At 70.0% G+C, this 18,662-nt stretch carries 10 protein-coding genes and 1 CRISPR repeat array; of the genes, 2 read left to right on the forward strand and 8 right to left on the reverse strand.

Going from position 1 to position 18,662, the window contains the following annotated elements; translation table 11 throughout:
- Positions 1 to 2: 2 nt before the first annotated feature.
- Genes cas5e through QEZ54_RS08935 form a run of 6 tightly spaced genes read right to left on the reverse strand, consistent with a single transcriptional unit; the run spans position 3 to position 9,138 of the window.
- The gene (gene cas5e, locus QEZ54_RS08910) at positions 3 to 698 is read right to left on the reverse strand and encodes a type I-E CRISPR-associated protein Cas5/CasD (protein ID WP_281304027.1); all 696 of its coding nucleotides are present in this window, start codon (positions 696 to 698) and stop codon (positions 3 to 5) included.
- The gene (gene cas7e, locus QEZ54_RS08915) at positions 695 to 1,819 is read right to left on the reverse strand and encodes a type I-E CRISPR-associated protein Cas7/Cse4/CasC (protein WP_281304028.1); all 1,125 of its coding nucleotides are present in this window, start codon (positions 1,817 to 1,819) and stop codon (positions 695 to 697) included. Before cas7e ends, cas5e begins: the two co-directional genes overlap by 4 nt.
- Positions 1,816 to 2,508 carry a type I-E CRISPR-associated protein Cse2/CasB gene (casB, locus tag QEZ54_RS08920; RefSeq protein WP_281304029.1) on the reverse strand — a complete coding sequence of 231 codons (693 nt, stop codon included), beginning with the start codon at positions 2,506 to 2,508 and terminating at the stop codon, positions 1,816 to 1,818. The genes cas7e and casB overlap by 4 nt, the downstream gene beginning before the upstream one ends.
- Positions 2,505 to 4,151 carry a type I-E CRISPR-associated protein Cse1/CasA gene (casA, locus tag QEZ54_RS08925; protein ID WP_281304030.1) on the reverse strand — a complete coding sequence of 549 codons (1,647 nt, stop codon included), beginning with the start codon at positions 4,149 to 4,151 and terminating at the stop codon, positions 2,505 to 2,507. The genes casB and casA overlap by 4 nt, the downstream gene beginning before the upstream one ends.
- A 35-nt stretch (positions 4,152 to 4,186) precedes the next feature.
- Positions 4,187 to 7,033 carry a CRISPR-associated endonuclease Cas3'' gene (locus QEZ54_RS08930; protein ID WP_281304031.1) on the reverse strand — a complete coding sequence of 949 codons (2,847 nt, stop codon included), beginning with the start codon at positions 7,031 to 7,033 and terminating at the stop codon, positions 4,187 to 4,189.
- On the reverse strand, positions 7,030 to 9,138 hold the full coding sequence (locus QEZ54_RS08935; protein ID WP_281304032.1) for a UvrD-helicase domain-containing protein: 2,109 nt from the start codon (positions 9,136 to 9,138) through the stop codon (positions 7,030 to 7,032). The genes QEZ54_RS08930 and QEZ54_RS08935 overlap by 4 nt, the downstream gene beginning before the upstream one ends.
- A gap of 300 nt (positions 9,139 to 9,438) precedes the next feature.
- On the opposite strand from QEZ54_RS08935, the gene QEZ54_RS08940 reads away from it, so the two are divergent.
- Entirely contained in the window at positions 9,439 to 10,821 is a 1,383-nt protein-coding gene (locus tag QEZ54_RS08940) for a serine/threonine-protein kinase (RefSeq protein ID WP_281304033.1), read from the forward strand.
- Here the strand turns inward: QEZ54_RS08940 and QEZ54_RS08945 are convergent.
- Positions 10,784 to 11,455: a hypothetical protein gene (locus QEZ54_RS08945; RefSeq protein ID WP_281304034.1), complete on the reverse strand. Its 672-nt coding sequence runs from the start codon at positions 11,453 to 11,455 to the stop codon at positions 10,784 to 10,786. The genes QEZ54_RS08940 and QEZ54_RS08945 overlap by 38 nt on opposite strands.
- Before the next feature lie 56 nt (positions 11,456 to 11,511).
- Positions 11,512 to 11,682 (reverse strand): hypothetical protein, encoded by a 171-nt coding sequence (locus QEZ54_RS08950; RefSeq protein WP_281304035.1) that lies wholly within the window; start codon positions 11,680 to 11,682, stop codon positions 11,512 to 11,514.
- 162 nt (positions 11,683 to 11,844) lie between these two features.
- On the opposite strand from QEZ54_RS08950, the gene QEZ54_RS08955 reads away from it, so the two are divergent.
- Positions 11,845 to 13,926 carry an N-6 DNA methylase gene (locus QEZ54_RS08955; protein WP_281304036.1) on the forward strand — a complete coding sequence of 694 codons (2,082 nt, stop codon included), beginning with the start codon at positions 11,845 to 11,847 and terminating at the stop codon, positions 13,924 to 13,926.
- A gap of 77 nt (positions 13,927 to 14,003) precedes the next feature.
- Positions 14,004 to 18,597: direct repeats of the CRISPR family, unit length 28 nt; unit sequence CTGCTCCCCGCGCACGCGGGGGTGATCC.
- The last annotated feature ends 65 nt before the right edge of the window (positions 18,598 to 18,662 follow it).

An 18,662-nucleotide genomic window follows, 5' to 3' on the forward strand; every position in this document is an offset into this window, starting at 1 on the left:
GCTCAGCCTCCTAGCAGGCTCATCGGGTCGTGATCGACGCTGCGATCGGCGAGGTCGTTCTGGATCTCGGTGTGGCGCCGGATCACCGGCCGCCACGAGTGTTGACGGCGTGCGGGGTCGAAGCTGACGGGCTCGTCGCAGTGGGTCTCGGTCGTCGGTTCACCAGCCCGCGCGTCTCTGATGATCTCCAGGTGGACCTTGGCGTCGGCGCGCTTGCGGAACCACTCGGCCGCGCACCATGGGAAGTCGCCCAGTTTGGTGTCCACATCCCCTTCGTGCACACCGAGGCTGACCCTGTCCGCCGGTGGGCACGAGCGGCGCCCCAGGAACAGCGGAAAGACCGGGCGGCACAGTGCCTCATGCAGCCCGCGCAGCAGCTCATCGGGACCGCCTACGGCGGCGAGGAACACCGCGTCGGCGAGGTAGTAGCGGTAGGTCAGCGGGAACCGGGTGCGGCCGTCAAGTGAGCGTGCGACCTGGAAGTCCCGCATGATCTGGCCGGGCTGGTCGATCCGCACCCCGAATTCGAGTCCCAGCAGTTCGGTGATCGGCTCGGTGCGGCGGATGCCCCGGGCGGCGGCCAGCAGGCCCAGCACCCCGCTCTTGGTGGGTGCGACCTCGGTGCCACGGAGGGCGAACCGGCTGGAGGAGCCCCATGACTGCATGGGGCCCGCCAGTTTGAGCAGCAGGACGCTCATGCCTGCCGTCCGAGCGCGGCCGCGACCTGCTCCCCCACCTCGGTGACGAGTTCGGCGAACGGCACCACCGATCCGAGATCTGCCAGTGCCGCGGTCTGCGCGCCGACGTGCGTGACCCAGCTCGCGACGGGCTCCTCGCCGTACGCCTGCTCGACGTTCTTAACATGTGCGGACAGGGCCTCGGCGGCGAGCTTGATCCGGCCGGCGGCTTCGGTCTCCCGGACCGGGGTCTCGAACGCGCCCACCAGGTTGATCGGCTGGGTGTCGCGGACCCGGACAACGACGGCGTCGGGCAGCGTGCGGTGGGCGAAGGTGTTCTGCTTGCCGGTGGGCATGCTACGTACGAACGCGGCGAGGAAGGCCTCGACCGCCGCGCGGGTCACCGCGGCGTCGCCAAGCGTCTCGTGCAGCAGGTCCACGTCGAGGGTGGCATACCGGTAGAGCGTCGAGGAGTTGAACTCGATCGTGCCGATCATCCCGGCGCCGGTCTCGGCGGCATCTGCCTTGCGGTCGTCGACGGCGGTGAAGTAGTCGTACTCGTTGTCGACGGGGTGGACGCTGATGGCGTGCGACACCTGGCAGGCGGCGTCCACGTTGATGTCAGACATGTCGGCGACCATCCGGCCGAACATCGCGATGTCGACCGAGTGCTCGGCGTCGGCCAGCGCCTTGAACCGCGCCTTGTCCAGCGGCGTTCCACCTCGGCTGCCCTCCAGCGCCGCGGCGGCGATGTTGTCGAGCTGGCGGCGGCTCAGGAAGAGCAGGTAGCCGGACTCGACGTCCTTGGCCTCGCCCTTCTTCTTGTCGGCCTTGGCCAGACCGGAGGCGGTGAACGCCTCGGTGGCCAGCGCCGAGGCCTGCTCGTCGTCGAGGCCCGGGTCGAGGGCCTGGATGCGGGTCGCCAGCGCCTCGCCGACGCGCTTGGTGCGCTCGCCAAGTTGGGTGGAGTCGAGCAGGTCCACGAAGGCGAGCCGCATGGCGCGCTTCCAGGCCTGGCTCGACACGCGGGCCCGGCGGACACCGCCGTAGACGGCGGTCTTCGGCGAGCCGGTGTCGTCGCGGTTGAGGTTGCTCGGCGGGACGGTCTGCAGGATGTGGACGTCGATGACGGTGCGGCTCATGATGCGATCTCCTCGGTGTCGGTGGCGTCGGTGGTCGTGGTGGCGTCGGTGTCGGTCAGGTCGGCCGGTCGGCTGCGGAAGAACTCCCGTCCCCAGACGCCCTGCATCCGGGTGCGCCCGCCGGGCAGGCGCAGGGTCCGCAGGTCGTCGGCGAGTAGCCCGTAGTCGAGGCTGATCTCGTGTTCGCGCAGCATGGTGATCAAGCTGCGCAGGTGGTGGATCGTCTCGGCGTAAGTGGTGGCGGTGCCGAGGGCGGCGAAGCGGCGGCGTACGCCGTCGGGCCCGCCGGACTTGGCGATCAGATCGGCCAGTCCGCGGCCCAGGCCCCGCCCGGACATGTGCATCCGCTGGCGGCGGGACTGCTGGTGCAGCGCATAAAGCGTGATCGCGTCGTGGGCTGCGTGCTCGGCGTCGGTCGCCTCGCCGACGTTGTGGCGCCGGAGGTCGAGCAGGTCCTCGGGCACCGCCAGGTAGCGTTCGAGGGTGTAGTCGAAGCCGGGTTCGCGGCCGATGCCGCGGCGCAATCGGGCCAGCGCGCTGACAGCTTCCGGCTGGGGCGTGTCAGCGAGGAGCCTCGATTGCAGCCGCCCGATCGTCGCGGCGACGTGTTCGCCTAGCGGGCCGCGAGGCCGTCCCGGGGTTCGGGGACGGTCGGGGTCGGCACGCTGGACGGGTACCGCGGTCGTCATACCGTAACCTCCTGTTTCTTCTCGATGGACGCCGAGGCCAGCGGTAGTGCCTGGGTGAGCTTGCTGCGGAACCACGCCTCGGCCAAAGGGCTGCAGTAGTGGGTGTCGCGGCCTTCGTTGGTGACCACCCGGCCGACCCACGCCTTCTCCCCCGCGGCGTCGACAAGGCTGCGTCCGAGCCGGACCAGCGTCAGCCGCACCCGGTTCTGCCAGTTCCGCCTGGCCTCCAGTGGATCGGTACCGGGCCGCAGCGTGGCGAGCCACTCGCGGAACCACTTGTCCAGCCTTGCGTACGCTTCCTCGGCGGCCCGGTCGGCGTCGCCGCCCGCGTCGGAGCCGCCAGCCGCACGGGCGAGGTTCACCGCGAGTTTGCGCAGCTCGCCGACGGCCTTCTCTGCGTCGGCGGCGCTGTCGACGGCGGCGGTACGCAGGTCGGAGCCTTCGACGAGCAGCTGGACGTGCATGGTGAGGCTGTCGCTGAACACCTCGTCGATTACGGACTGGTTGCTGCCGTAACTGATGCTCGTGGCCCGTGTGCGAACCCTGAGACCGCCGTCAACCGCGCGAGTGATCCACAGGTGGGCCAGCCACTGCAGCACCAGCGGCGAAAGTCGCTTGGGAGCCTCGTCAGACGCAGGAGGTGGTGGCGGCAACAGCGTTTGCAGACCGCGCCAGAGCGAACGTGCGGGCTCGTGCGGGCGCGGCAAATACACGACCCTCTTCTGTTCCTTTTCACGCGGACCACTGCGGCCCCACACGCTCATCGGCTCCAGCCGCTGACGGTCCTGCCATTCGAACCGGTCACCGTTCGAGATCATCGCTCCGGTGACGCCGTCCCGGTCGCCGAACAGGCGGATCCGCCGCGACTGCCACGTGTAGAGGCTGAGCAGTCCGAACGGTCCGCGTGTCGCATCGGCCTCCTCAGCGGCAGTCTGCGGCTCACGCTCCCAGCTCGGCAGGTCGCGGTCGTCAGGCTCACGCCAGCCGGGCGCGATCGGCACGAGGTTGAGCAGCAGCGTCTCCAGCAGCGTCTCGCCTTCTAGGTGCACGGCACCGAGCGAGCCGAGCGAGCTGACTCCGATCGGATAACCCCTGCCTCCTTTGACCCGTGGGTCACCCATGGCACCGGTCTTGATCCCAGACGGATCCCATGCCTCGCAGTGCACCAGCCACAACGCCGCCTCAGCGGGGCTAAGCCGGGTCATCCCCTCTGCCGCGCGGGTCGTGAGGTAAGGCAGCCCGTTCGGGACGTCGGCGATCAGCCGCTCAAGCCCGTAGGTGTTGTCCTTGTCCGCCCGCAGGTCGGCCACCTGGTAGAACGGATGCACCGGATGCAGCAGGTCGAACCGGTCCGCGACCGAGTTCAGGTAGTCCTCGACGTCCGCCAGCGGAAGCTGGCGGCCGTGCCACAGCTCTCGCCAGGCCGCCTCCCCGTTGGGCCCGTCACTGGCCCGATGCAGCACGGCCAGCGCCAGCCGCAGCACCGCGAGCGTCTGCGTCGGCAGTTCGCACGCGATCATCTGGATCTCGCTCGCCTCAGCGAACAGCTGCCGCAGCGAGACGTCCCGCCGACGTGTCTGCCGGTCCAGAACCGGGATCCAGGGCTCATCCAGCAGGCTGAATGAAGTTTGCGATACGGGCATGACACCACCTCTCTCGGAGTTCGATAGTCGGGCGGTCAGCCTGCACGGCCGACCAGTAGTCCCTCGTGAACGTCGTAGTGCAGGTCGAACCCCGCGATGCTCGTCCGGCCGTCCGGTCCTACGTCGAGGACGAGTTCGCCGCTCAGCCACGGATTCGTCTGCCAGGCGGCGAAGGCTCCGCGTTGCTCGAGCTCGGCGAGGAGTCGCGCGCCTCGCTCTGCTCCGGTCATCCGCTGCGGCAGCGGCAGGGTGCATCGGGCTATCTGCTTCGGAAGCGGCCACCGCGGCTCCGAATCGGTCGGCACCGGGGTTCCGCCCGCGTCCGTCCACGGCGGGATGATGAGGCCTGTCGCGGTCCGTACCAGGAGCAGCACTTCGAGCGTGTCCCCACTGGTGTCACGGACATGGCCGGTGGCGACGTGGTCGGCGGCTTTGCCGATGCCGCCGGTAGCCCAGCCCGTCACGGCGGTGCCCGGTTCCCCGACCTCGGCGAGCCGGAAGCCCTTTGCCGACTGCTCCTTGGCCGTGATCGTGTCCTGTTGCGCCTGCCTGGCCTCGGCCATCGCCGATTGCCATTCCGCTGGGCCGACTGCCTCGGTGCCGTAGGCGAGCTGGGTCAGCGGTGCGATGTCATCGGGTAGCCGCAGCGGCGCGGCACCGGTCAGGTGCGGCTGGAGCACTGCCGCGCTGCGCAGCAGCGTGGACAGGTCGTAGACGCGTCGCGAGCCCGCGACCGGCTGCGGGGGTTGTACCGTCCAGTCCGCGCCGGTCACCCAACACGTCGGCGCCGACACCCCAGCGGGCCGGGTGGCGCGAGCGTGGCGGTGCAGGCGACCCATGCGCTGCAGGACCAGGTCGACGGGGGCCAGATCGGTCACCAGAAGGTCGAAGTCGATGTCGAGGGACTGCTCGGCGACCTGGCTGGCCACGACGATGTGACGGTGCGGTCTTACTCCGGAGCCGGGCGGCCCGAAGCTGTCGCGCAGCCAGCGGTCCTTGCGGGCGCGGTCGGCGGCCATGAACCGCGAGTGCGCCACCGACACCTCGATCTCCTCGCCGTATGCGGCGCGTAGCGCGGCCGCCGTCTCCTGCACCCGCGCCACGGTGTTACGAATGACGAGCGCGCAGCCGCCGTCGGCGAGCCGGGTGCGGAGCAGGTCGACCAGGTGCGGCAGGTCGTCGTCGAGCGGCCGCACGGCGACGGCGAGACCGCGGCCCGATCCCGGGCACGGTGTCGCGATGGCGCCGCGTTCTGTTGCCGAGGTCGTGACGAGGGGATATCGCTGATCGGTGCCTACCTCGGCGTAGTGGTCCACCCGCGTCTTGCCCCGGTCACGCCAGGTGAGTGGCGGTTCGGGACCGAGGCGACCGCGGTCGTAGGCTTCCAGTAGCGCGGCCCGGCGCTGGGCGGGCAGCGTCGCCGACAGCACGATCACCGGCACGCCGTAGGCGCCGAGCCATTCGAGGGTGCGGTCGAGGAACTGGTTCATGTAGACGTCGTAGGCGTGAGCCTCGTCGATGACGACCACTTTCCCGGCCAGGCCGAGATGCCGCAGTGCCAGGTGCTTGGCCCGCAGTGCCGCGAACAGCAGCTGGTCGATGGTGCCGATGACGAAGCTGGACAGCATCACGCGTTTGCGCCCGGCGAGCCAGTCGTGCACACCGATCGCGGTGCCGCCCTCGTCCTCGGCGATGGCACTGGGCAGGAAGTTGCGGCGCAGGTCGTCGTATTCGGGGTTGAACGCGGCCTTGCCGTGCGCCAGCCGCACGTCGCGGTCGCCGCGTCCGGCGTCGGCGTCGGGCAGGCGCCGCAGCCATGACAGGACCCGAGTGAACATGGCGTCGCTGTTGGCTCGGGTGGGCAGGGCGACGAAGCACCCGGACGCGCCGGTACGCCGGGCCAGTATCTCGACGGCGGCCAGCGCGGCCTCGGTCTTGCCCTCCCCCATCGGCGCCTCGACGATCATCATGCCGGGTGCCGGCATCGTCTCGGCCAGCTCCGCCACGGTGTGCTGGACAGGTCGCGGCACGGCCTGCGGGGGCAACTCGAACCGGGCGGCGAACAGCTGCCCGCCGGGCTGGGACGCGACCGCCCGCCACGGCGTCGGCAGGCTGACGGCCTCCCATCCGGCGTGGAGCCGGTCGCGGTCGCTGCTGTCTAGCTGGTACGGGAAGAACTCCTCGGCGCTGGCGAGCCAGTCAGCGACGATCACCAGGCCGGTGAGCGCGACCTGGACCGGCTGGGACAGCCTGACGGCGCTCCAGTCACCGAGCCGGGAGTCCGCCCCGACCCGCTCGGTCATCCAGCCGAGCAACTCGCACTGCACCGACTGCCAGGCCGTGTCGCCGAGCAGGAACCGGTGCACCTGAACCCCGCGCAGTACCTCGTCCGACGGCGGCAGGCCGTGGTGCCCGCCAACGACCACTGCGTACGCGTGTGGATCCTGCCAGCCTCTGTCCTGCAGCCAGTCGCCGACGATCATGTGCCCGGCGTATTCGTGGCGGGCACGGGCACGGGCGCCGAGGACCTCACCGCGGTCGAAGCCCAGCCCACGGTCGCGCATCCGCTCGGCGAGGTGTTCGGCCTGGATGGCGAACGCCGGTGTGGCCTTGCCGACGTCGTGGATGCCGGCGAGCCAACGGGTCAGGATCCTGCCGTCGGAGTCCCCTTCAGGCAGTTCACCGGCGATGCGCTGACGGACCGCAGGGCTGAGCCAGTGGTCCCAGAGCCGGCCCGCGACGTCGGCGGAGTCGGCCAGATGCCGCCACAATGGCAGCCAGCCCAGCAGGGAGGTGCCCTTGCGGTCGGTCTTGCCCCACACGGAGCGGGCCGCGTCGCTCAGCGATGGGCCGAAGGTACGGACGTGCGATGAGGCGGTCATGCCGCCCCCTGCAGCAGGCTGCTAGGTTCGCCGCTGTGGGACAGGTAGAGCATGTCCCGGGCGCGGGTGAGTGCCACGAAGACGAGGCAGCGCTCACGCTGCAGGTCCTGACGATGGCCGTGCGGGTCTTCGGTGGCCGAGATGACCGCGTTGGGTGCTGGCAGGACGGCGTCGTCGAGGCCGACGACTGCCAGGCACTGGAACTCCAAACCCTTCATGCCGTGCATCGTGTCCACGCGCACTCCTTCGGCTCCGGTCTGCTCGTCGTAGACGTCGATATAGGCCTCGCGCAGCACCGCAGTGATCTTCTTGACGAGTTGGCCGGTGCGGGCGGCCACCCCGACGGCATGGGGCTCGACGCCCTGCTCCAACCAGGTCCCGACGCGCTCGATGAGGGCGTCGAACTCCGCGTCGCGGTCGGCGTGCGCGGTCAGCTTCGGCGTCTGGCCCCGGGTGAGCGAGCGGTATCCCGTCAGGGAGTCGGCCTCGTCGTCCAAGCCGACGGCGGCGGTGCCGTTGAGAACGCCGACCGACATCCGCAGGATCTCGTGGGTGGTCCGATAGTTGATCGTGAGCCGTCGGCTGCGACCGCGTACGTCGATGCCGAGCCCGGCCAGCGACACCTGGCTGTCGTAGATACGCTGGTGCGGATCGGCGAGCAGGAACATGTCGTCGGGTCCGGGTGCGACCAGTGCCCGCAACAGCCGCCACTGGGCCGGGTGCAGGTCCTGGCCTTCATCCACGATGACGTGCCGATATGCGGGCGGCTGCTGCTCGGCGATCCGTGATGCCTCGTCGGCGAGCTGCAGGTAGGTGCATTCGCGGCGGCGCGACAGCTGCGCCACGACCTGTTCGATCGCGGTCCACACCTGCTGCCGCTGGGTGCTGCGCAATGCGTCGCCCCGACCGCGGCGGGAGGCGGTGAGGTAGACGTCGACACTGTCGATCCGCTGGGCCAGAATGATCTGCTCCCACTCGCGTTCGAGGAAGGCGGGGCTGAACCCGGTCACCGTGCCGACGGAGTTGACGAACGAGGGCCCGAGCCGGGCCGCCTCGACCCACAGGGTCCGCAGGTCGGCCTGTTCCACGATCTTCAGTTGCTTGCCGCCCCGGCTGCTGTTGACGATGCGCCGGGCAAGGCGGTCGACGCTGATCACCTCGATGCGTCCGAGTGCTGCCGGGTCGTCGGCGAGTCGGCGCAGCTGCCGTTCGAGGGCCTCGGCGAGTTTACGGGTGTACGTCGTCAGCAGGATGCGCGATCCGTCGTCGGGAAGGCGTTCGGCGAGGAAGACGGCCCGGTGCACCCCGGTGACGGTCTTGCCCGTGCCCGCTCCGCCGGTGACCAGCATGGAGCCGCTGTACTGCGGGTGGTAGGCGATGTCGTGCTGCGTGGGGTGGAGGAAGGTCCGCCACACGTCGAACGGATGGGCGAGGATCGCTTCGAGGTCGAGCGGTCCCTTCACGAACCTGATCCGCTCCGGCGTGCGCCGCGCGGCCGCCAGCAGGTCAGCGGTGTCGACCTCGCCGGCGAGGATGCGTTCGGAAAGCTCCGCAAAGACCTCGGACACCGACATGCCGCTGGCCAGGCCGCTGAGCACGTCGAACTGCAGTGAGGGCAGCACCTTCGTGAGGCTGTCGAGCTCCTGGTAGGTCTCGATCTTCCTGATCATCGGCACCAGGTCGGCGTCGATGCCGAGCCGGACCAGGTCGGCGGTCTTGACGGTGTCGAACAGTCCGGTCCGCGTCGGTACCCTGCCGTGGTCGAACTGCTCCAGGCGGGACTGGTCCCGCACCTCCAGGACCCCGAGGGCCTGGTTGACGCTGAAGACGCGGCTGGTGGCGAAGGCGATCGCGTCGTCGTGCGGCTTGACGTCGTACAGGACGTAGCGGTCGCCGCCCAACGCCAGCACGACGCCGCGGTAGAAGTCGGTGACCCGGATCGTACGGATGTTGGGATCGCGTGACGCCTTCAGCTTCTCCAGATGCAGTCCGGCTTCGGTGTGCTGGGTGAACTTGGCGAACACCGCCTCGACCGCGCGCCGGACCGTGGGCTGAAGTTTCGCGTACGCCGCCAGGAACTCCACCGCCAGGGCGAGCTCGGCCATTCGGACCTCCGTCGATCATGCGACCCGGGTTCGGGATCTGCAGCCGTCTGTCGTGACGCGACCCGAGCGTCATGCGACCCGACACATGAGACCACTTGTGAACCATGTTTGCAAATAAAATCTTGCACAGCTTTATTCACCAGCATGAGGGCTTGACAACGGTAGTCGCCGATGGCCATGGCCGGCGACGTCGGGGTCCGATGTGGCCGCAACGGAGCGCGAAAATGGCTTCTTACGGGCGATACGCTGGCCCGTGGCCGCGTCTTGCCGGCTGCGCATCGAGTCAGGCGGAGGATCACGGTGATCGCAGGAGCCGACCTCAAGAACCGGTATACCGTCGAGGACTATCCGCTCGACAGTGGCGGCATGGGCCAGGTATTCCGTGCACACGACCGGGACCTGGACCGCCCGGTGGTGGTCAAACAGCTCCGAAAGGAATTCCTGGCGGCCGACATGGTCGAGAGGTTCAAACGCGAAGCGCGGCTCACCGCCCGCATGGACCATCCGGGTGTGCCGGTCGTCTACGACATAGGCACCCACGAGGGCATCCCCTACCTGGTGCTGCAGCCAGTCAAAGGCACCAACCTCGCCGACCTCGTGGAAGAGCAGGGCGCGCTTCCCGTCGCCTGGGTCGCCGCGATCGGGGCCCAGATCAGCTGCGTCCTGCTGGCCGCGTACCGGCTAGGTCTGGTGCATCGCGACATCAAGCCGAGCAACGTCATGCTCGGCACCAACGGCGCCGTCAAGGTGCTGGACTTCGGCCTGGCGGTGGCGTACGGCGACGACCGCTACTCCCGCATCACCCAGAGCGGCCAGATACTCGGCACCCCCGGCTACATGGCCCCGGAGCAGCTGCTGGCGCAGCGGCCCACCCACCGCACCGACCTCTACGGCCTCGGCGCACTCCTGTTCGAGCTGATCACCGGTGCACCACCGTTCGACGAGGACAACCCCGCGCTGCTGTACGACATCCAGCTCAACCAGCCACCCGAGCCCCCGAGCCGCGCACGGCCCGACCTGCCTGCGGTTCTGGAGGATCTGGTCCTTTCCCTGCTGGCGAAGGCTCCGAGCGATCGCCCGGCCGATGCCGGCGAGGTCTACGACACCCTCGCCGGCCTGGCGACCGAACTCCCGCCGATGCCGGGTGTGGTCGACCCCGACACTGACGCGACACAGGCTTACAGCTCGATCATCGGTCGGGTCTCCCCCGCCCCGATTGTCGGCATCTCCCGCCCCACCCCGCCCCCGGATCCGACCCAGACGGCCGACCGTGCACGAAGGCTGCTGGCCGACGGGCACACGGACTCCGCCTTGCAGGCATTCGAGAATGCGCTACGGGGTGACGTACTCCAGCCCGCCGACGAGATCACTCTGCGCAGGCAGTTCGCCGATGCCCTGGACCGGGCGGGGCAGCACCGCCCGGCGGCAAGTCAGTGGCGCAGGCTAGCCATGCTGGCGGCAAGGAAGGACGGTCCCGACAGCGGGCAGGAATTCGAGTTTCGCCTGCGGACCGCTCGCGCCCACGCGGCGCTCGGCGAGCGCGACCGGGCACTGACCGTCCTGCAGCGGCTGCTCACCGACCGCGTACGGGTGGACGGCCCGGGCGATGCCGCGGTGCTGGCGCTGCGGCATGAGATCACGGCGCTCACGGAAGCCCCAGAGACACCGAGCGCGGATCACTGAACGCGCGGGGCAGTAATACCGCCTTCTGCTCCGGAAAGCGGGAGCCGCGGTAGTGCAGGAACAGCACGCAGCTCTGCCCTCGGGTCTCGGTGGTCATCGCGCGTCGGGCGAGTTCGGAGTACATGGTGCAGTGCTTGCGCCAGGCGGCTTCCTCTCCATCGGCGTCGAACCCACGCCCGCTGGCGGCGTGCCCGAAGGCGTCGTGCACCGCCCGGAACATGTCATTCTCGGTGTCGCTGAGGTAGGGGTGCGGGTTGCCGCATGCCGCGCTGGCGAACACCTTCAACCGCCGTTCGCGCAGGTCGGCGACCATCGACTCCAGGTCGGGGTAAGGATCGGCGTCCACGATGCGGACGGCTACGCCCAAGCCGCCGTTGGCGGGCCTTCCCACGAGGAAGTGGAACTGCCGCACCGTCTCCGCGCAGAACGCGGCGTAGGCGGAACGGGCACCGGGCTGGTGCGTCGGGGCCGCCAGGTAGGCCGCGGCGATCGCCGCTCCTCTGCGCGGATCGAGCCGAATCCGTGAGTAGTCGACCGCCGGTGCGGCGTTACCGCTGCGTGCGGCGTACCGGCGCGCACCGGCCGCGACGAACGAAACCAGGGACTGCGAATCCTGCGGCAACGAAGCTGACAAGGGTGTTCATGGTCCTCCTTCAATGTCGGAATCTGTCAGGAAAGGACGAAGCGTGATCAGTGACGCGCGGGCGCCTCTTCGGTGTGGGCCGTGAGCGCGGCGGCCGGAGCGAGCTCGCGTCGCTCCTGGCGAAGCTGCTCGGTCAGCAGCCGCATCTCCGATACGCGTCGGCTCTGGTTCACCTTCGCGATCTTGCCGATCGTCGTCGTGTAGCCACGGCGTGCCATGCCGGCCCCTTTCTTTGTCGACCGCCGATCGGCGGTCGTCCGTCGCTTTAGGAGACCACCTTCACAGCCGGAACGTCAATGACGAATTGTTTGTGAAGCTGGTTCACAGCAAAATCAGTCATGGCGCTGGCCACTTCACAAGGGCGATGCTAAGGTGCGGACGTGAGCAGCGACCCCATGCCCTCCATCGGCGACACGACGCTGACCGCAAGCGGTATCGCTCAACTCGCCAACGTCGGGCGGGCAGCAGTGAGCAATTGGCGCCGGCGTTACGCGGACTTCCCGACGCCAGTCGGCGGCACCGCGACCAGCCCGGTGTTCGACGCACGCGCAGTGGAGCAATGGCTCCAGACACAGGGCAAGATCACCGCCGCCACCACCGAGCAGTGGCTATGGCGCCACTTCGAAGGCTATTCGCCGGCCACCCATCTCAGCGACGCACTCTGCATCGCAGGAACGCTCCTGCTAGTCGCACCCGGCAAGCCGGCACGCGGCGAGCTGCCCTCACCCCGTCAGCTGCTGACGCGCGCCCGCACCCACGACACCAGCCTCGCCGACATGATCGAGCCGCTACTGCCAACCGAGTGGCCCCAGCAGCTCCAAACCATCCTGCGCGGCGTCCAGCAACTCAGCACCGAGATGGCGCCCGACCACGCCTTCGAATACCTGCACACACAGTACGTCACGTCGCCCAGCTCGATGTCCGGACTGGCAGCCACCCCCGAGATCATCTGCGACCTCATGGTGGAGATACTCGGCCGGGTGCCCGAGATCCTCGACTTCACCACCGGCACCGGCTCCATCCTGCACACCGCCGCCGAACATGCACTACGCGACGGCACCGCACTTCAGTGCCACGGACAGGAGATCAAGCCACAGTACGCGACGATCACGCTCCTGCGCCTGCTGTTCGTACACGCACGCGCCCGGGAAGCAGGCGTGACCTCAGCCCGGCCTCCCGTCGTACGCGTCGGAGACAGCCTGCTCAACGACCGATTCGTCGGCCTGCAGGTCCCCGCCATCGCCGCCAACTTCCCCTTCGGCCTGCACAGCTGGGGCCACGAACACCTCGCCCTCGACCCCCGATGGGCATTCGGCATGCCGCCGCGCACCGAGCCGGAGCTCGCCTGGATACAGCACGCACTGTCCCACCTGGCGCCCGGCGGCAGGGCCACCGTGCTGATGCCACCAGCCTGCGCGGTGCGACCCGCCGGTCGCCGCATCCGCGCCGAACTCGTCCGACGCGGAGCGCTGCAGGCGGTCATCGCATTGCCCGCCGGGCTCATGCCGCCGACCGGGATCGGGCTGCAGATCTGGGTACTCGCCCGGCCACTCGAACACCAGCCGGTAAGCCACCGACTCCTCATGGTCGACGGCGCGGCATTGCCTCAGGACTCCAACCTGCGGACGATGGTCGCGCAGGCCTGGAAGGCCTATCAGGACTCGGCCGACACCGACGCCATGCCGGGGACGTACCGAATCGTTCCGGCCATCGACGTGCTCGACGACCGGATCGACCTCACACCGCGACGACATCTGCCTCAGCAGGCCGACCCGGCGGACAGCGCGGAGCGAACGATTGCGGCCATCCGCGCGTTTGAAGACCTGCTGGGTGATGTACGAGCCCAGCTCCCAGCCGTACGCCCAGGTGAGCAGGGGCAGACCGCGCCCTCGCACATCTCACTGGCCGACCTCATCCGGACCGGCAGCCTGGAACTCCATCGGTCCATCTCGAGGACCGGCACCGGCACGATCAGCCTGCCACTGCTGACCGCCACCGACGTCCTCAACGGGCACCCGCCCACCACGACCAGCAGCCAGATAGACGAGACCGCGCTGACCCGGGTGCAGGCCGGCGACGTCCTGGTTCCTGTGCTCAGCCGAGAAGTCGTCGCCATCGTCGCGACCGTCGAGCAGGTCGGAGCCGCGCTCGATCCCGGCGTGCAGGCGGTTCGAGTGAACCCGGACCTGCTCGATCCATGGTTCGTGGCAGGCATGCTGTCCAAGAGCGACAACGCGCGAGTCGCCGGGCGCACGTCACGCAGCAGCACGGGGACGATCCGCTTCGATCTGCGCAGGTTGACCGTACCGATGATGCCGCTGGAACAGCAGCAGGAACGAGGGAACGCCTTCAAGGGGGTTGCGGCGTTCCGCACCGCTATCCTGAGGGCAGCTGAGGCGGCTGACAGGCTGGCAAGAGGCCTTAACGACGGACTCGCCTCTGGACAACTTAGAGGCCAGTGAGGAACCCGGCAATCGAAGATGTAGAGCAAGTGACGAAAATCCGATCAGTTGATCTATAGCACCGCAGGTAGATTAGTCTGCTCCCCGCGCACGCGGGGGTGATCCGGTCGAGGTCACCGCCCGCTACGCCGACTGCTCCTGCTCCCCGCGCACGCGGGGGTGATCCGTCCAGGCGCGGCACCCAGCCGCACGAGACACACTGCTCCCCGCGCACGCGGGGGTGATCCCTTGCCGTCCGGTCCCCACAGCACGCAGTCGCCCTGCTCCCCGCGCACGCGGGGGTGATCCGGAGCCCGCGTATGTTCGACGTCCGCAAGTCCCCTGCTCCCCGCGCACGCGGGGGTGATCCCTGCCGAGTCGCCCCGGTGCCATGCGACTGTCCCTGCTCCCCGCGCACGCGGGGGTGATCCGTGCTCGCCTGCCAACTGTGCCCGCACCCGGACCTGCTCCCCGCGCACGCGGGGGTGATCCCACCTGTTGCATCCGGTCGGGTTCCAGCAGGTTCTGCTCCCCGCGCACGCGGGGGTGATCCCTGATGACCGACCACGTGCAGCAGGGCCGCAGCCTGCTCCCCGCGCACGCGGGGGTGATCCCGGACCGCCGCCGCTGAACACGGGCCGGGGTCGCTGCTCCCCGCGCACGCGGGGGTGATCCGGCCCACTCGCTGACCGACATGACCCGGTCGACCTGCTCCCCGCGCACGCGGGGGTGATCCGTCGAGGCCGACCTTCGGCAGCCGCAGGCCGGGCTGCTCCCCGCGCACGCGGGGGTGATCCGTACGCGTGGACCATCACCGCGCCGGAGACGGTCTGCTCCCCGCGCACGCGGGGGTGATCCCGCGCTGCCGACGTTCGGGCAGGGCGGCGCTGACTGCTCCCCGCGCACGCGGGGGTGATCCCAGTTCGGCACAGAACATCGCGTATCCGCAGCTCTGCTCCCCGCGCACGCGGGGGTGATCCGGTCACTGCGCCTGGTGTCGGCCGCGGTGTGGTCTGCTCCCCGCGCACGCGGGGGTGATCCCCCAGCGCCCTCGGTCCACGCCCGGCAGTTCGGCTGCTCCCCGCGCACGCGGGGGTGATCCGCCGATCGCCGACCCGGGTCGGCACCACCACGGCTGCTCCCCGCGCACGCGGGGGTGATCCCGACGCGGCCATGTCCTCGGCCCCGCCGAGCAGCTGCTCCCCGCGCACGCGGGGGTGATCCTTCGGCTCATCCGGGGCCGGTCGCTGCTACTGCCTGCTCCCCGCGCACGCGGGGGTGATCCCTCGGCGAGCATCTGGTCGTCCTGCTGGGCGTACTGCTCCCCGCGCACGCGGGGGTGATCCCTCGGCCGCCCAGCTCAACACCAGCGCGCAGACCTGCTCCCCGCGCACGCGGGGGTGATCCGCCCTCGTTCCAGCGAGGGCTTCTGCGTGTGCGCCTGCTCCCCGCGCACGCGGGGGTGATCCCCTGACGTCGCTGATCACGAAGTCGGGCCTGAACTGCTCCCCGCGCACGCGGGGGTGATCCGGGCAAGACGCCTGGCTACGGGCTGATCCCGGACTGCTCCCCGCGCACGCGGGGGTGATCCGGGCGTCCCGAAGAACGGCCTGGTCAAGTGGGCCTGCTCCCCGCTCACGCGGGGGTGATCCTGCCTTCGTGACGCCGTTGGTGCCGCGGGTGACCTGCTCCCCGCGCACGCGGGGGTGATCCGCCGAAGCCGTACCGGGGCCGCCACTGGGTCGCCTGCTCCCCGCGCACGCGGGGGTGATCCCAGGCGCAGCGCCGAGCTGTGCAGGACGGTGTGCTGCTCCCCGCGCACGCGGGGGTGATCCGTTCAGCGCGTCCTGCATCGCCGTCGCGACCGTCTGCTCCCCGCGCACGCGGGGGTGATCCGCGTGATCTTCGGCCGGTCCATCAGTGCATCATCTGCTCCCCGCGCACGCGGGGGTGATCCCTGCCGTCCTCCCGCCGGGTGGCGGGTGCTCTACTGCTCCCCGCGCACGCGGGGGTGATCCCCGGCCATGCCACAGGATCAGCACTCGGCCCGACTGCTCCCCGCGCACGCGGGGGTGATCCCGGCTACATCGCCGCCGCCATCGGCGTCCCCAGCTGCTCCCCGCGCACGCGGGGGTGATCCGGTCCTCGACAAGGACACCTACGCCGCGATCTCCTGCTCCCCGCGCACGCGGGGGTGATCCGCCGTTCGGCGGGATCGCGATGGTGTGGGTCGCCTGCTCCCCGCGCACGCGGGGGTGATCCCCGCTCCTGGTATCCGAGCGGGATGTAGGTGTCCTGCTCCCCGCGCACGCGGGGGTGATCCGACCAGGCGGCCATCGCCGCCGACATGCAGGGACTGCTCCCCGCGCACGCGGGGGTGATCCGTATCTGCCGCTGCTGCGGACGTGGAAGATGCCCTGCTCCCCGCGCACGCGGGGGTGATCCGCGGGCGATCGTGCTGACCAGGTTGTTGGCGCCCTGCTCCCCGCGCACGCGGGGGTGATCCGCGGGCGATCGTGCTGACCAGGTTGTTGGCGCCCTGCTCCCCGCGCACGCGGGGGTGATCCCTGGAAGCCGGTCACGTCCAGCCGGGCCTCGTACTGCTCCCCGCGCACGCGGGGGTGATCCCAGCTGGTCGAGCTGCACGGCACGACCCGGCACCTGCTCCCCGCGCACGCGGGGGTGATCCCAGCTGGTCGAGCTGCACGGCACGACCCGGCACCTGCTCCCCGCGCACGCGGGGGTGATCCTGGAGCCTGCAGCGTGACCGGACCCGACACCAGCTGCTCCCCGCGCACGCGGGGGTGATCCCCGGTACGTCGTCGCCCGGCCGTGGTTCTGCTCCTGCTCCCCGCGCACGCGGGGTGATCCCAGCCGGGAGGCCAGGATCTGGTTCGCTTCCGCCTGCTCCCCGCGCACGCGGGGGTGATCCGCGCGAGGTCATGCCGATTCCGGAGCCGCCGTCCTGCTCCCCGCGCACGCGGGGGTGATCCCCCTCGGAGGGTGAAGTGAGTACCGACACCACTCTGCTCCCCGCGCACGCGGGGGTGATCCTTCGATCGTCGAGCCAACCTGGGCGGTGCGGAACTGCTCCCCGCGCACGCGGGGGTGATCCGGGCGCCGAGGTCGTCCGCCTACCGGCGGGCGCCTGCTCCCCGCGCACGCGGGGGTGATCCCGGCCTGATGCAGTGGGCGACCATCGGATCGGCCTGCTCCCCGCGCACGCGGGGGTGATCCCCTGGCCTTGTACGGTTCGGTGTCCTGGAGCATCTGCTCCCCGCGCACGCGGGGGTGATCCCAGCCTTCATGGATACGCTTGAACGAGAACATCCTGCTCCCCGCGCACGCGGGGGTGATCCCCGTGGCCCAGCGACGGACGCGAACCGCGCTACCTGCTCCCCGCGCACGCGGGGGTGATCCCGGCCAGCGCCGCGTCTCGGATGGTGCTGAAGCTGCTCCCCGCGCACGCGGGGGTGATCCCGAGCAGATGGGGATTCTGCCGGCTGAAGCTCTCTGCTCCCCGCGCACGCGGGGGTGATCCGTCGGCCATCGTCCGGGCGTCACGGACCTCGTTCTGCTCCCCGCGCAGGCGGGGGTGATCCCTCCTCGATCAGGTACGACAACTCGTTGAAGTCCTGCTCCCCGCGCACGCGGGGGTGATCCGCCACCCGCCAACTCGACCTGCTTGAGATACCACTGCTCCCCGCGCACGCGGGGGTGATCCGGCGCTGCCGCTGATGGCTTGCGTCCCGGAGGTCTGCTCCCCGCGCACGCGGGGGTGATCCATCTTCTTTCCCCAGCCGTCGATCGTCTTTACCCTGTTCCCCGCGCATGCGGGGGTGATCCGGACCACGAGCGGCAGCGCGAAAAGGAGCAGTGCTGCTGCCCGCGCACGCGGAGGTGATCCGTGATAGGGCGACACTGCTCAGGTGACGCGGTTCTGCTCCCCGCGCACGCGGGGTTGATCCGATCGCGCAGAAGCTGTTCGTGTACGACGAGCTCTGCTCCCCGCGCACGCGGGGTTGATCCGAAGGGTAGCGGCAAGGCGCTGTCGTGCACCGTCTGCTCCCCACGCACTCGGGGTGATCCGGCCGGATTCTTCGTGACCTACCTCGAGGGGCACTGCTCCCCACGCACGCGGGGGTGATCCCCGCCGAAGTTGCCGCCGCTGGAGCCGACCTTCCTGCTCCCCGCGCACGCGGGGTGATCCCGAGTACGGGACCAGCAAGATGCACGCCCAGCCCTGCTCCCCGCGCACGCGGGGGTGATCCGGCCACGCACGAGACCTCCGACCAGGCGTTCGGCTGCTCCCCGCACGCGGGGGTGACCCGCAGCGCCGCCATCCGCTTGTCGACGTCGTGTCCTGCTCCCCGCGCACGCGGGGGTGATCCGTGGGCCGGGGACCAGCTGGATACGGCGCTGCGCTGCTCCCTGCGTACGCAGGGTGATCCCTCCTCCGGGAAGCCGACCCGGATACGGGTCGGCTGCTCCCCGCGCAGGCGAGGTGATCCGGTGTCCTGATCCACACTGGAGGGCGTTGTACTGCTCCCCGCGCACGCGGGGGTGATCCTCCGAGGTCGGGGCGGACCTGCGCGGGCGTGCGCTGCTCCCGCGCACGCGAGGGTGATCCGCAGTTCGATTTCAAGCGTCGTGGGAGTGTGGTCCGCTCCCCCGCGCACACGGGGGTGATCCGGTCGCCTACCACTGGCGCGGAGGTCCGGGGTGGGCACTGCCAGCCCACCCCGGCCGACCATCGT

Origin of the sequence: Catellatospora sp. KI3 (genome assembly GCF_029948125.1) — a bacterium.
In the GTDB taxonomy this organism is placed as follows: domain Bacteria; phylum Actinomycetota; class Actinomycetes; order Mycobacteriales; family Micromonosporaceae; genus Catellatospora.